The 13,637-nt window shown below is 61.3% G+C and carries 15 protein-coding genes; 3 read left to right on the top strand and 12 right to left on the bottom strand.

The features are described from left to right. Window positions 1–134: 134 nt before the first annotated feature. The 3 genes from C6558_RS05100 to C6558_RS05090 all read right to left on the bottom strand — a co-directional run bounded on the left by C6558_RS05100 (window position 135) and on the right by C6558_RS05090 (window position 3,099). Entirely contained in the window at window positions 135–494 is a 360-nt protein-coding gene (locus tag C6558_RS05100; RefSeq protein ID WP_025426329.1) for a DUF1491 family protein, read from the bottom strand. Between the two features lie 96 nt (window positions 495–590). Then, complete coding sequence (locus C6558_RS05095) at window positions 591–1,556, bottom strand: peptidoglycan-binding protein (protein ID WP_025426328.1); 966 nt, start codon at window positions 1,554–1,556, stop codon at window positions 591–593. Beyond that, a complete protein-coding gene (locus tag C6558_RS05090; protein ID WP_057211476.1) occupies window positions 1,528–3,099 on the bottom strand; it encodes a HAMP domain-containing sensor histidine kinase in 1,572 nt (523 codons plus the stop codon). Before C6558_RS05090 ends, C6558_RS05095 begins: the two co-directional genes overlap by 29 nt. Before the next feature lie 636 nt (window positions 3,100–3,735). Between C6558_RS05090 and C6558_RS05085 the strand changes: the two genes are divergently transcribed. The 3 genes from C6558_RS05085 to C6558_RS05075 all read left to right on the top strand — a co-directional run bounded on the left by C6558_RS05085 (window position 3,736) and on the right by C6558_RS05075 (window position 5,842). Further along, window positions 3,736–4,191 carry a DUF5330 domain-containing protein gene (locus C6558_RS05085; RefSeq protein ID WP_025426326.1) on the top strand — a complete coding sequence of 152 codons (456 nt, stop codon included), beginning with the start codon at window positions 3,736–3,738 and terminating at the stop codon, window positions 4,189–4,191. A 210-nt stretch (window positions 4,192–4,401) separates the two neighbouring features. Continuing rightward, a complete protein-coding gene (locus C6558_RS05080) occupies window positions 4,402–5,124 on the top strand; it encodes a hypothetical protein (protein ID WP_025426325.1) in 723 nt (240 codons plus the stop codon). 295 nt (window positions 5,125–5,419) lie between these two features. Continuing rightward, window positions 5,420–5,842, top strand: coding sequence for a SufE family protein (locus C6558_RS05075; protein ID WP_025426324.1), 423 nt, complete (start codon window positions 5,420–5,422; stop codon window positions 5,840–5,842). Window positions 5,843–6,001: 159 nt separating this feature from the next. Here C6558_RS05075 and C6558_RS05070 read toward each other — a convergent pair whose 3' ends face one another. From C6558_RS05070 to C6558_RS05030, 9 genes are all read right to left on the bottom strand, one after another. Beyond that, window positions 6,002–6,451 (bottom strand): helix-turn-helix domain-containing protein, encoded by a 450-nt coding sequence (locus tag C6558_RS05070; protein WP_025426323.1) that lies wholly within the window; start codon window positions 6,449–6,451, stop codon window positions 6,002–6,004. Between the two features lie 356 nt (window positions 6,452–6,807). Beyond that, on the bottom strand, window positions 6,808–7,239 hold the full coding sequence (locus tag C6558_RS05065; protein WP_025426322.1) for a MucR family transcriptional regulator: 432 nt from the start codon (window positions 7,237–7,239) through the stop codon (window positions 6,808–6,810). A gap of 405 nt (window positions 7,240–7,644) precedes the next feature. Beyond that, window positions 7,645–7,995 carry a monovalent cation/H(+) antiporter subunit G gene (gene mnhG / locus C6558_RS05060; protein ID WP_025426321.1) on the bottom strand — a complete coding sequence of 117 codons (351 nt, stop codon included), beginning with the start codon at window positions 7,993–7,995 and terminating at the stop codon, window positions 7,645–7,647. A gap of 8 nt (window positions 7,996–8,003) precedes the next feature. Further along, entirely contained in the window at window positions 8,004–8,381 is a 378-nt protein-coding gene (locus C6558_RS05055; protein ID WP_371412233.1) for a cation:proton antiporter, read from the bottom strand. A gap of 2 nt (window positions 8,382–8,383) precedes the next feature. Continuing rightward, window positions 8,384–8,857: a Na+/H+ antiporter subunit E gene (locus tag C6558_RS05050; protein ID WP_025426319.1), complete on the bottom strand. Its 474-nt coding sequence runs from the start codon at window positions 8,855–8,857 to the stop codon at window positions 8,384–8,386. Continuing rightward, window positions 8,857–10,419 (bottom strand): Na+/H+ antiporter subunit D, encoded by a 1,563-nt coding sequence (locus tag C6558_RS05045; protein ID WP_025426318.1) that lies wholly within the window; start codon window positions 10,417–10,419, stop codon window positions 8,857–8,859. The genes C6558_RS05050 and C6558_RS05045 overlap by 1 nt, the downstream gene beginning before the upstream one ends. Before the next feature lie 7 nt (window positions 10,420–10,426). Beyond that, entirely contained in the window at window positions 10,427–10,804 is a 378-nt protein-coding gene (locus tag C6558_RS05040) for a Na+/H+ antiporter subunit C (protein ID WP_025426317.1), read from the bottom strand. Next, window positions 10,804–11,223: a Na(+)/H(+) antiporter subunit B gene (locus C6558_RS05035; RefSeq protein WP_025426316.1), complete on the bottom strand. Its 420-nt coding sequence runs from the start codon at window positions 11,221–11,223 to the stop codon at window positions 10,804–10,806. The genes C6558_RS05040 and C6558_RS05035 overlap by 1 nt, the downstream gene beginning before the upstream one ends. After that, window positions 11,220–13,580: a putative monovalent cation/H+ antiporter subunit A gene (locus tag C6558_RS05030; RefSeq protein WP_025426315.1), complete on the bottom strand. Its 2,361-nt coding sequence runs from the start codon at window positions 13,578–13,580 to the stop codon at window positions 11,220–11,222. Before C6558_RS05030 ends, C6558_RS05035 begins: the two co-directional genes overlap by 4 nt. Window positions 13,581–13,637 lie beyond the last annotated feature (57 nt).

Here is a 13,637-nt window from a genome sequence, read left to right as displayed (position 1 = left end):
CGATTTAGACGGAACCGAACAAACGCTCTATCTCTTTGTTTTTACGCATTTCCTGACGGAAAACCGCTTCGCACTTTTCCTGGAAATGCTCTAGTCCTGGTCACGACCGAGCCGGCCCAGCTCTCACATATGGTTCAAGAGTGGTTTGCGCCGTCTTCCGGCACGACATCGAACAGGTCGGCGCGATCGTCCAGCTCGATCTCGACGATCCAGCAATCCGGATCGAAACGGATTTCACGGGAGAGTGCATCATCCACGGCGTCGCCATCGCGATCCTTCAAGCGGATCTCGAACTTGCGACCGATATTGGCGTCGTCATCGAAGAAGTTCTGCGGCGCCGGTGCAAACAGCGTTTCGGTACCCATCCGCGTGCGTTGACGAATAAAGATCGCGCCAGCGTCCTCCGCCCCCTTGCGCAGGATAGCTGCGTACCCACCGAGCGCAAAGGCGCGGCGCAGCAACGCGGAGACGAAAATGTGGGATTTGAGACGCATGGACATGCCTGTACACGGGCGGAGCCAGGCATGCAAATTGGCTGCCGCGACAAGAATGTGTTCAACGGATGGGAGACGCGCCCGTGAGAAGGTCCCTCAAAGCGCGCCGATCTCCTTGAGCTTCTTCAGCACTTTGGCATTGGGCTCACCGGTCTGCGGCAACCGGTAGTGCTTCTCGAAATGGCGAATCGCTGCACGCGTCTGGTCCCCCGCAACGCCGTCGACGACGATGTCGGCATAGGCGAGGTTGCTTAAGCCCTTCTGGATGTCCAGGACCAGCTCGCTCGACACCGGGATCTCGGCACGCGGAATCAGCATCTTGTCGGTCTCGGCCGAGCGGATGGCTGCGGCGACAGGGTCGACATCGGCAACTGCACGTTTCGGATCGGCGTAGGGCCGGCTTGCCGGCAGTGCCGCGGCCATCTTCTGGCCAGATGTCGTGCGCAGGGCGCGCAGCAGTTCGGCGCTCACGGCGCCTGTCTCGGTGCGTCCGGCCTGCTTCTCAAATCGCAGGATTGCGGCTGACGTGCGCGGGCCTGTGCGTCCATCCGGCACGCCATCATAAAGGCCGATGCGGTTCAGTTCCTTCTGGATATCGGCGACCAGTGGTGACGCGGACGTCTCCGGCACCGAGGCGACACGTTCGGGCGACGGCTTTTCGGCAGGCGCCTCAGACGGGACCGCCGCGATCACCTCCTCGACGTTTTCCGTCGCCTTGTCGTCCTCGCGCTTGATGACGAAGGTGGTGACGTTGCGCGGCTCGATCTCGGCGCCCTTGGCGACGGCGATGCGCTCGGCGGTCTCTGGACTGACAAGCGGCACGCGGGTGCGAAGCAACGGCGATGGATGGGCGCCATGCTGGTACCACATGGCGTTTGCAGCAACGAAGGAGAAGACCACAACAAAGGCAGCCGAACCGCCGGCACTCAACGGGTGCCGGGCCGCCAGCCGTCCAGCAAGCGCAACCCCGCGGCCGGCGAGAGCCAGCCCACGCATGGCAAGGCCTGGCGCGGAACGCGCCGCCTTCTTGCGATCAGGCTGTTTTCGCTTGCGCGGCGCCATATCCCCGTTCCTCGTTCAAACCCGTCCTTTCGAATCGGTCGCCATCGGCAACCGCCTGCGTGTCACTATCTCTCAGCCGCGGCGGAAATTCGACGGTCACGGCCGAGCGCGGTTCCTCGCGATTGGCCTCGACGATGCCGGACCCGTCGCTGGGCAGCGTAACAGTGATGACTGTGCCTTCGCGCTCGCGGCTGCGGATCGCGACCTCGCCGCCGTGAAGCGCCACGAGGCCCTTGACCAGCGAGAGACCGAGACCGGTGCCCTCGTAACGGCGGGTGTAGTCGTTCTGGATCTGGACGAAGGGTTGCCCCAACATCTGCAATTTGTCGGCGGCGATGCCGATGCCGGTGTCGCTGACGGTCAGCTTCAAGGCCGGACCGTCAAGCTCGGCGTCGATCGTCACCATGCCGCCGTGGTCGGTGAACTTGATGGCGTTTCCGACAAGGTTGATCAGAACCTGCTGGAAGGCGCGTTGGTCGGCATTGATCTCGCCGACACTGCGGGTCACGCGGCTCGCCAGCTTGACGCCCTTTTCCTGGGCCTGATGCGACAGCATCGCTTCGCAGGCCGCGACCGCCTCGGCCACGCGGAAGGGCTCGGGAACCAGCTCGTAGCGGCCCGCTTCGATCTTGCTCATGTCGAGCATCGTATTGACGACCGACAGAAGGTGCTCGCCCGACTTGTGGATCAGGCTGACATATTCGCGCTGGCGGTCGTTTTCGAGCTTGCCGAAATACTCGCCCGTCAGCACGTCGGAGAAGCCGAGGATGGCGTTGAGCGGCGTGCGCAGTTCATGGCTGACGGCGGCAAGGAAACGGGTCTTGGCATCGTTGGCCGATTCCGCTTCTGCGGTTCTCGCCGCAGCTTCGACGCGCAGCCGTGCTTCCTGCGATACATCGCGCGACTGTGCCAGGATCGCCGTCAGACCGCCGTTGCGGTCGAGAAGCGGTGCGAGTTCGCAGCACATATGGACGAATTGTTCGCCTTCAGCCGGCAGCGACCGGCGCTCGATGCGAATGTTGACGGTCGCCCGCTCGCCGCCCTGGCGCAGAATATCGATCGCGCTCAGGAAGGTGATGCGATCGGAGACGTGGATCTGCTCGATGAAGCCGCGGCCGCCCGGGTCGCGCATCAGGGTCAGATGCTCGGCCGAGTCACGGCCGTGAATGGAGAGAACATTGCCGCGCAGATCGTGCACGGTGACAAGACCGGCAAAAAGGTCGTAGGCGGCCGAAAGATCCGGAAGATCTGGTACAGCCGGCTCGAGCGTTTCCGAGGCCTGGTTGCCGCGTCCACGAGCAATGGCGGTAGCAGCGGCCAGCAGCGAGGCGGACGCCCAAAGAGCGGTCCCAAGCGGCAATGCGGAGGAAACGGGCATGGCGAGCGCAAGCGCCAGCGGTACTGCCGGAAGTGCTGTCAGGGAGACGGCAGCGACCGTACGCAGACGCTTGAGGTCCCGACGGCCAATGGCGGAGCCAGCCTCGCGGCGGGGCAACCACAGGGCAGCGGCCTCGTCCACGCGGGACGTCCATCTGCCAGCCATGTCACGCAATACGCTCACGCCTTACCCTGCCACATTTGTTGTTCTTGCGAGACTGAGCGTGACCGATTTCCGCTTCATGCGGGCCGCCATTCGAACTGCCTCGTGACATGTCGGAATCTCGCATCCCCGGCTTAATGAAAGAATAAACGGGACTGTCCCGGAACGGCGCCAAATGCCTGAAAAATCCCGTTTTGAGGCAATTCGGGCGACCTTCATTTCTTGTGGTTAACGGGGCGTAAGCAACGGATTTCCGTGCATTTTCCGCCTCACGTTAAGGATTTGGGCAGGGCGCCCCGGTGCCGTTGCCCACGCTTTCGGCCTTTGCCGGCGGCCCGCCGCCATGAACCTTAACGGCGAAAGCTAAAATGCGACACAAATGCCCGGCAAATCCTCAAAATCGGGAATTTCATTAAAATTCGAAACAAATGCTGCGGGTTTTTGAAAAACGGTCTTGTGATTCCCTGCCTAATGTCAGTCTCAACAAAGGGCCGGGCGACGAAAGACGGCGGTCCTCATGCAAACGACGGCGGGCGTGAACGGGTATCAGGGGATACTGCGGCGCTCCAGGATGCCGAAAGCAGTAAAACCGGCTAGAAGACCGGCGGGCGCGGCAGCCGAATATAGGATGGGCAGAACATGTGGTTTCTCATCAAGGCGACATTCTGGTTTTCGATGGTGCTGGTGCTGCTGCCGTTCCTCGATCCGTCGAGCGCGCAGAAGCTGGAGCACGGACCGAAGGTCGAGCTCGGCGATACCTTCTCGGCCGCCAATGAGGCATTCCAGTATATCAGCGCCATCTGCATCCAGAAGCCGGAGGTCTGCGAGAAGGGTGCTGAAACCTTCGTCGCACTTGGCCATCGGGCCCGGGAAGGCGCCCGCATCGCCTATGAATTCCTTGACACCCAGTTTGCCGAAACCGATGCGATCAAGCCCGATGCCAAGGTAACGACCGGCACTGTCGGTCAGGCGACCGAGGCTGCCGCCACGCTGGTGGCGCCGGTCGAACAGACCGCTGCGGAGACGGCTCCGGTGTTCAAGCGTACGCCGGTTCCGGAAAAGCGCCTCGACCCGAAGGCGTCCCTCGCCAAGTAAACATTTCTTGCCGTGGCAGCAGGTCCGCGCGACCGCCGCCGAGCCATCCTTTGACACTGCCTGACTTGCCGCCTTCTTGCGGCCGCCGCGAGGATCCCATCCCCTCGCGGCGTTTTCTTTTTTCGGTTTGCAACCGAGGGGCGGTCCAGCAACAGGTCCGCACAAGACATGGCTGTTTAGGTCCCCGCACATTCAGCGGAGACTGCCCCGATGCAGATATACGGGTTCTTTTCAAATGCGAGCGCAACGCGTGTCCCCGCGGCCGGATCGCAAGCGGGCACCGACGTGGCGCCGCTGGAGCAAAAGAGCAGATCTTCCCTTCTCAATCTTTTGCGTACGGACGATGAGACCGCCGCCAACCGCAAGGCCATTGCCAAGAAGAAATTGGACGAGTTGAAGGAGCAGATGCAGATGCTGCGGTTCTGGGCCTCGGACCCGGAGACGCTTGCAAGGCTTGCAAAACAGTTGGCCCAGCAGCTTGGCGCGGCCGCACAGCAATTCGCCGGTGGCGGCTCGTCCGGCCTGGCCGGTGGCGACACGGCGGCCGGTGCCGCATCCGCAGCAACAACGGTTGCATCGGCGGCGATGGAAGTGAATGCCGACGAGATGGCGAATGCCGGCGGCGAAGAAGGCAACAGCGCCGACAAGACAGAGCCATCGTCCCTTGCCGAACGCGCCTACCGCGAATTCAGCTCCGGGAGTTCGGAGGAAAACTCCGATGCGAGGACGGTTGCAGAGTTCAAGGCACTTGCCGAACAGCTCAAGCAATTGCTGAGGAAAGCGGAGCAGGATCTGCGCGCTGAGGGCGCTGGCAGCGACGCGGACGACGCCAGGAAAGCAAGCGCCTCCCTCACCACCTCGATTGCATCTCTGGATTCAACAGTCGGCGCGGCTGCCGGTGCCATCGCAATTCCTACAAGCGTTTCGATCTAGCGCTACTGCATGTTTCCTTAAATCCCATTCGATTTGAGGATAACAACAGGCAGCAATTCAAAGTGCTACAGCGACCTTTGCGCGTCTAATAAGACGCGCGGCGCTGTAGATCCTCGCCCGAATCGAACTCTGATGCGTCCGAGTTGGCAATTCGCGGTTCTCATCTGTGCTACCATCACCTATATGAGGGTCACAACGATCCCGGCACCGTAAGGACTGCTGGGGATCGGAGCAGAGGCACTGACCTCGGGCGGACAAGCGCGCCGCCTGACGGTGTCGACAAACGGACCGGACCATGACCACGCTTGACCAGATCATCGACGACTTCGCCTTCCTGGACGAATGGGAGGATCGCTACCGCTATGTGATCGAACTCGGCAAGGCCCTGCCCGAGATGCCGGACGCCAAGCGCACCAGTGAGAACAAGGTGCAAGGCTGCGCCAGCCAGGTCTGGCTCGCCACCCAGGCGACCGGCGACCCGGAAGATCCGGTATTGCTCTTCGAAGGCGAGTCCGACGCCCACATCGTGCGCGGACTGGTCGCCATTGTGCTTACGATCTATTCCGGCAAGCGTGCCTCCGAGATTTCCAGGCTGGATGCCATCGTTACTTTCAGCAAGATCGGCCTGATCGAACATCTGTCGACGCAACGGGCGAACGGCCTGCGCTCGATGATCCGGCGGATCAAGAACGAAGCCGAGACCCGCCTCGCCGCCTGAGATCGCGGCCGTCCCCATGCATTCACACAATCGCCGAACTTGCGCGAATGTGAGCGTCGCCCGGCACCACAAGCGTTGCGCGACGCAGCCATTTTGACGCTGACAATGCCTGAGGATCCGTGCCGGCCAATCGCTACCGGCCGAATGCCTGGCGAACAGCTATTCACCCCGCTCCGCTTGTGCGGTGAACGCAGATGACACCAGGCGCTCGATCGTCTCTATGAACGCATCGAAATCGGCAGCATCCCGTCGATCCTCGATGACGGAGCAGGCATGCCGGACGGTCGTCCGGTCTCGCTCGAAAGCGTTGGCGATATCGCCTTGCGATATTTGCAGGACGACATGGCAGACATACATGGCGATCTGGCGCACATGGCATTTGGCGCGTCTCCTATCACGAAGAAGCGGTATCCGGTCTGCGGCAAGATGCACCGCTTCGGCCGTCAGATTTTGCACGAGGCGGCAGGTCAACCGCGTCGACATCTCACGCGCGCCGCCCTGCCCGCGCTTCACTGCAGCAACCTGCCCTGCCGTCAACGCGGCCGTCTTGAGATGATGGACCGTCCCGGATGAAAATTCGTTTCGGCCGTCGGCTTCGATAAAGGACATATGAAAACCCCTTCAATAGGAATTAATTCATATATCCATTTCTCGGGAGGGGAATAAGGAAATTTTTTGCACACTTTCCCGCCCCTTTTGCGTCCAGTTGCAGCTACAGCCTACTGCATGTTTCCTTAAATCGTATCCGATTCAAGGATAAGAACATGCAGCAATTCAAAGTGCCACAGCGACCTTTGCGCGTCTAATAAGACGCGCGGCGCTGTAGCGTCGCGAATAGGCACATTTTCCCAAGCTGAAAAACACAAAGGCCGGGCGACAGCCCGGCCTTTGTGTGTTCAGTTACGCTCCGCCCCTCGAACCAGACCGGCGCAGGGCGCGGTCGTGGCGATGGGCGGCAGGTCAGCTTACTTGCCGCGACGCTTGCGACGCTGGCCGAGACCCATTTCCTTGGCGAGCCGCGAACGTGCTTCGGCATAGGCAGGAGCAACCATCGGGTAGTCGGTCGGCAGATCCCACTTCTCGCGATATTCTTCCGGCGACAGGCTGTGATGCGTCATCAGGTGGCGCTTCAGCGACTTGAAGGTACCGCCGCATTCCAGGCAGGTGATCTGATCGTCCTGCACGGATTTGCGGACCGATACGGCCGGCTTCGGTTTTTCAACGGGGACCACGACCGGCGTAGGTGCCGCCGTGTTGTTGAGAGCCAAATGGACGTCGGCGATCAGCGTGGAGAGCTCGGCAGCCGGAACGACATGGTTGCTGACGTAAGCGGACACGATCTCAGCCGTCAGCTCAACCAGAAGTTCATGGCTCGCGCCAAGCGTTGTTTCAGTCATTTCTTTCTCCTATCGGAATACAGCACAAGCCCGAAACATGTTTCAGGGAGAGGAATACGTGCAAATGCCGTCGGGAAGCCTTCGCTGCCTTGGGATAGACCATCAATCGTACAGCAAGGACAAATTCTTGCCGCAATATCAAGAGTTGGAATTTTGATCACGAAACCTATTGCCGAGTCGCTGGAACAACCAACCTCTCAAAGCAACAGCCAATATTCACAACTCAAGCTGGAATTTCAGCTCTAAGTATTTTTCACAACGACACTTTACATTTACTCGATTAACATTGATCAGCGAAAATTCCAAACATAAATTTGCCCGCCGCTAGCAACTTTATTTCGAAATTGCTGACGCGGCGGCGCTCTATCGGAATGTTCTGAAATACAAAATCAGAAACGTTGCCGTTCAATGCCGGCGCGGCTCTTCCTTTTGCGGAAGCTGATCTATGACCGACTGTTTCGCCAGCCTGTAACCCGCCTGATGAGCAGCCTTTGCCAAGAGATGGGCAGAAATCGGAGCGGTCAGTACGAAGAAGAAGAAGCCCGCCAGCGCCCGAAACAATATTGCCACGTCGAGCGAGTGCAGTCCCGCGGCCAGAAGCAGCAGGCCCGAACCGACGGTGCCCGCCTTGGAGGCCGCATGCATGCGGGTGTAGAGGTCGGGAAAGCGCACGATGCCGATTGCCGCCAGCAGGGAAAAGGTGGCGCCGCCGACAAGCAGGACAGCAACAGAAAGCGTAATGATGGCCTCAAACATCGGTTCTATCAGCGTCCCCCTTTGCGTTTGCGTCGGGCAACTTTCGCCTGCGGCGTCCGACCTCGCTTTCCGGCACCGGCCGCAGCCTGCTCCGGGCTCGCCTTCTCCGGCGAGAGACCGCGCGCCAGAACAAAGCGGGCAAAGGCGACGGTTGCGAGAAAGCCGACCAGTCCAAGGGCGATGGCGATATCGATATAGAGATTGAAGCCGGTGCGGATGGCAACGACCGCAATCAGGCCTATGGCGATCGCCACGAGCATATCGAGGCCCAGGACCCGATCGGGCAGTGTTGGGCCGCGGATGATGCGCCACACGGTCACCAGCAGCGCCAGTGACAAGAGCGCGAGCGCGAAGACGGTGGCGCCGCTGAGTATCTGCTCCGGCATCGTCATTCGAAGGCCTCCTTGATCCGACGCTCGAAGCCGTTGGCAAGATCGCGCCTGAGGCCACCGGGGTCCGCACAATCAAGCGCGTGCACATAGAGGGTCTTGCGATCCTCGGAGACGTCGACCGAAAGCGTGCCGGGCGTCAGCGTGATCAGGTTGGCAAGCAACGCAATCTCGAAGTCGCTCTTGATCGTCAGCGGGTAGGAGAAGATGCCCGGCTTCAGCCGCATTTTCGGCTGAACGACCAAGAGAGCGACCTTGGTCGCCGAGACTGCCAGCTCTTTGAAGAACAATGCGGTCAGCAGCAGGATCTTCAGCGGTCGAACCGGATAGGCAACAGGCTGCAATTCGCGCCGGATCAGCCACAGGGATAGCGCGCCGACTGCAAAGCCGAGCAACAGGTTCGGCACGCTGAGACTGCCGCTGATTGCAGCCCAGATCGCAGTGAAGATCAGATTGATCCAAAGGAACTTGATCATCGGGCGGCTCCCGGGAAGACCGAGTTCAGATAGCTCGACGGTTCCGAAAGCCCGGCGGCAGCATTCTGGATCGTTGCAAGCAGCGGCTCGGGATAAAGGCCGATCGCGAGCGTCAGCATCGTCAGCGCCGCAAGCGGCAGAAGAATGGCGGCCGGGATCTGCGTCTCGGCCGTTGCCGCCTGCCCGTCTGCCGTGTCCCGCCAATAGGCAAGCAGGAAGAAACGACCGGTGGCGATCGTCGTGAGGAAACCGGTGACGAGCAGCACTGCGGCAAGCCACCAGGCGCCAATGTCGAGTGCGGCCTTGACCAGCATGACCTTCGGCCAGAAGCCCGAGAACGGCGGCAGGCCGGACACGGCAAAGGCAAGCATCAGGCTGATCGCAGCGAAACCGACATGGCGGCGGTAAAGACCGGCAAGCGAGGACAACGAGAAGCTGCCGCCGAGTTTCGCTGCCACGCCGGAAGCAAAGTAAAGCGCCGTCATCACAAGCATCGAATGCAGCGCATAGAAGATCGCGCCGCCGATGCCACCCGGCCCGCCAACGGCGATGCCGGCGAGGATCGAGCCGATGCCGGAGATCACGAGATAACCGAGCATGCGACGGAAATCCGACTGCGCCAGCGCCCCGAACACACCGACCAGCATCGTCAGGGCGCCGACCGCCGCGATGACGAAACTGAGTTCTTCCCGTTCCAACGGCAACAGCATCACCGTCACACGGATCAGAGCGTAGATCCCGACCTTGGTCAGCAGACCAGCAAAGAGCGCGGACACGACGACACGCGGCGTATGATAGGACGCCGGGAGCCAGAAATTGACGGGGAATGCCGCAGCCTTCATGCCGAAGGCCAAAAGGAACAAGGCCGTCAGCGTCATCAGCGGCGCGGTGCCGCGCAGGCCCTCCGCCTTGCGGGCAATATCGGCCATGTTGAGCGTGCCGAAGCTTGCGTAGAGATAACCGGTGGTGATCAGGAAAAGCGTCGTCGCGACGAGGTTGAGGAAACCGTATTTCACCGCGCCGTCGATCTGCTCGCGCTCGGAGCCGAGCACGATCAGGCCGAAGGACGAGATCAGCAGCACCTCGAACCAGACATAGAGATTGAAGACGTCGCCGGTCAGAAATGCACCGGAGACGCCCGCCATCAACAGCATCAGGAAGGGATAGAAGCCGTATCGCCGGCCGCTGTCGTTGATATCGGCAAGCGAGTAGATGCCGCCGGCAAGCGCGACGATGGAGGCCGCAAGCGCAAAGAGCGCGCCGGTCAGATCGACGGTAAAGGCTATCCCGAAAGGCGGCAGCCAGCGCCCCATGACCATCGTCACCGGGCCGCTGGCGATCACGTGTTGAAGCAGCAGCCCGTCGATCACCACCAGACCGGCAAGCCCGGCCACCGCGACGAACGGGTGCAGGCCGATCGGACGGCGCAGCATGACCAGCAGCGCGCCGATCGCCAGGCACCAGGCAACCGGAAGGATCACCAGCCAGTCGGCAGCCGCAACCGGCTCGAGAACGAGGGCAGCGGAGAGATCGGCGGGAGGTGAAGTCGAAACGGCCATGGGTCGGTCAGTATCCAAGCGGCGGAGCCGGCTCTTCTTCCGGCTCGGCGACGCGCATCTCGTCGGTGTTGTCGGTCGAAAGATCCTCGTAGGCGCGCCAGGCCAGGACCAGCAGGAAAGCAAAGAAAGAGAAGGAGATGACGATCGCCGTCAGGATGAGAGCCTGCGGCAGCGCATTCGCCGCCGGCCCTGCGAGCGTATCGGCGCCCTCCGGAATGACGGGCGGCACGCCGCGCGTCAACCGGCCACCGGTGAAGATCAAAAGGTTGACGGCATTGCCGAGGACCGCCACGCCCAAAAGAACGCGAATGATGTATTTCGACAGCAACAGGTAGATGGCAACGGTAAAGAAGATGCCGACGAGCAGCGCGAACCATGCCTCCATCATTCACCTCCCCGCTCTTCGAGCGACAGGGCGATCGAGCTGATGGCGCCGACGACGACGAGATAGACGCCACCATCGAACAGCATCACCGTCGACAGCGGCACCTCCACGCCAAGCAAGGAAGGATAGATCCAAAGCCCGGTCATGAACGGCACGCGCGCAGCCATCGAGATCAGGCCGGCGATGGTGGCAGCGAAGAGGCCGGCGCCGGCAATCGCCATCGGATGGAAATAAATGGCGCGACGTACCGTCTCCACGCCGCAGGCGATACCGTAGATCGCCAGCGCCGACACGGCGATCAGCCCGCCGATGAAGCCGCCACCCGGCTCGTTGTGGCCGCGCAACAGGACGAAGATCGAAAACAGCACCATCAGGCTGGTCAGAAACGGCGCAACGGCACGGAAGATCACCGATCTCATGCGCCGTCCTCCGCGTCCGGGTCATTATCGGCGATGCGCCGCAGCGAGCCGGCCCTGAGGCGAACGAGAGACAGGATGGCGAGACCCGTCACCATGACGACGGCAATCTCGCCGAGCGTATCAGTGCCGCGGAAATCGACGATGATGACGTTGACGACATTGGCGCCATGCGCAACCGTCTTCGAATAGAGATTGAAGAAATCGGTCAACGAGGCGTCGAAGGGCACGCCGGTCACCTTCAGCAGCATAAGCCCGAAACCGATGCCGCAGGCGAGCGCGATGGTGAAATCAGGAAGTCTCTGGCCGAGCGGCCGATGATCGGAGGGCGAGAGCCTCAACCGCGTCATCACCAGCGCAAGCACCACGACCGAAAGGGTCTCGATCATGAACTGGGTAAAGGCGAGATCCGGCGCACCGTAAAGCAGGAAGATGACGGCGACTGCAAAGCCCTGAATGCCGAGCGAGACGATTGCGGTCAGCCGGTCGGCGGCGAGAACGACAGCGAAGAGCCCGATGACGGCGATCGCCATGATCGCGAGCTCATGCAGCGGCACGTCGCCCGCAAAGAACGGTGCGCGCGGCAATTCGCCATAGTAGATCGGCGCGCCCAGGAGCACGGCGGCCACCAGCACGAAGGTCGCCGTCATATAGACTTCAAGGCGACCTGACTGCAGCCGGCGGGTCAGCGCGACGGAAAAGCGCACGAGGTTTCGCATGAACTGATCGAAACCGCGATCCGGCCCCCAGCCGATGTCACTCAGGATGGTCGCGATGAAGGCACGCAAGCGGGCGAGGTTGAGATAGCAGACAATGCCCAGAGCGATGGTGGCAAAGGACAACACCAGCGGCATGCCGATATCGGGGATCGCCGAGATCGTGATCTGCCTGGGCTCGCCGGCAATCGCCGTCGCCATCGGTGTCGACACAAGCTCGTGGGTGAGGTTGGACAACAGGGCAGCCGACAGTCCCTTGGCAGCCAGGAGTGCAGGCCCGAGCCAGAGAAGCAGCGGCGCCTCATGCGGCGACTTCGGCGTTTCGATCTTTGCGCCGATGAAGGGCTTGAGCGCGACGGCGAAAGCGACGGCAAACATCAGCGCATTGCCGAGGATGGCAAGTGAAGCGAAAACCATCGCGCGCCGGTCAAAACTAGGCAGCGCGTAGTAGATCTCCTCCTTGGCGAGGAAACCGAAAAACGGCGGCAGGCCGCCCATGGAAAGTGCTGCGGCAAGTGCGATCACGAACGTCAGCAGCATGGCGGAGCGCAGTCCGCCGAGCTTTGTGACATCGCGCGTGCCGGTTTCGTGGTCGATAATGCCGGCGACCATGAACAGCGCGCCCTTGAACAGCGAATGCGCCACCAGATAGAGCGCCGCCGCCTCGATGGCATGCGGAAAACCGAGACCGGTCAGCATCACGAGCAGGCCGAGAGATGCCATGGTGGTGTAGGCGAGCATCAGCTTCAGGTCAGTCTGGCGACAAGCGAGAACCGCGCCGATGATGAGCGTGGTGCCGCCGAAGAGCGGCAACAGCATCTGCCATTCCGGCGTTCCGCCGAGCACCGGGTTGAGGCGCATCAACAGATAGACACCGGCCTTAACCATCGTTGCGGAATGCAGATAGGCCGAAACGGGTGTCGGCGCTTCCATCGCGTTGGGCAGCCAGAAATGGAACGGAAACTGGGCAGACTTGGTAAAGGCGCCACCGAGCACCAACAGCAACGCGGCGAGATAGAACGGGCTCTCGCGCATCTCCGGACCGAAAGACGTCAACAACGAAAGCTGGGTGACACCGGTGACATTCCAGATGATCAACAGGCCCGCGAGCAGAAACAGCCCGCCTCCCCCGGTGACCACCAACGCCTGCAGGGCGGCGCGCCGGGCGGCTTCGCGCGAATGGTCGAAGCCGATCAGCAGGAACGAGGTGATCGAGGTCAGCTCCCAGAAAACGAAGAGCATCAGGAAACTGTCGGACACGACGAGCCCGAGCATCGATCCCATGAACATCAGGATGAACGAGAAGAACCGCCCCTGCTGGGGGTGGCCCTTCAGGTAGCCCCCGGAATAGAGCACGATCAACGCGCCGATACCGGCAATCAAAAGCACGAAGGTCAGGGACAGGCCATCGATCAGCCAGGAGAAACTGACATTGAACGACGGAATCCACTCATAGCCGCCGGTGACGACTTCGCCACGAGAGACTTCCGGCCAAAAGCCCATGAAGTGCAGGACGATCGCGGCAGGAAAAAGCGCCAGGATCCAGGCCGCGTTATGCCCAAGGAGTCGGGTCAGGAGCGGCGCGACGAGTGCCGCGACGAAAGGGAGAGCAAGAGCCAGCAATGTCAGGGCCGCAACATCCATCGTCCGGGCCAGCTCCTTTGCGCTTTGATTGATTGATCGACGAACGAACGAACACCC

The organism is Ensifer sp. NM-2 (assembly GCF_003024455.1).
Lineage (GTDB): Bacteria > Pseudomonadota > Alphaproteobacteria > Rhizobiales > Rhizobiaceae > Ensifer > Ensifer canadensis.
Note: the sequence above shows the minus strand (reverse complement) of the source record. Positions and strands in the feature narration are given on the sequence as shown.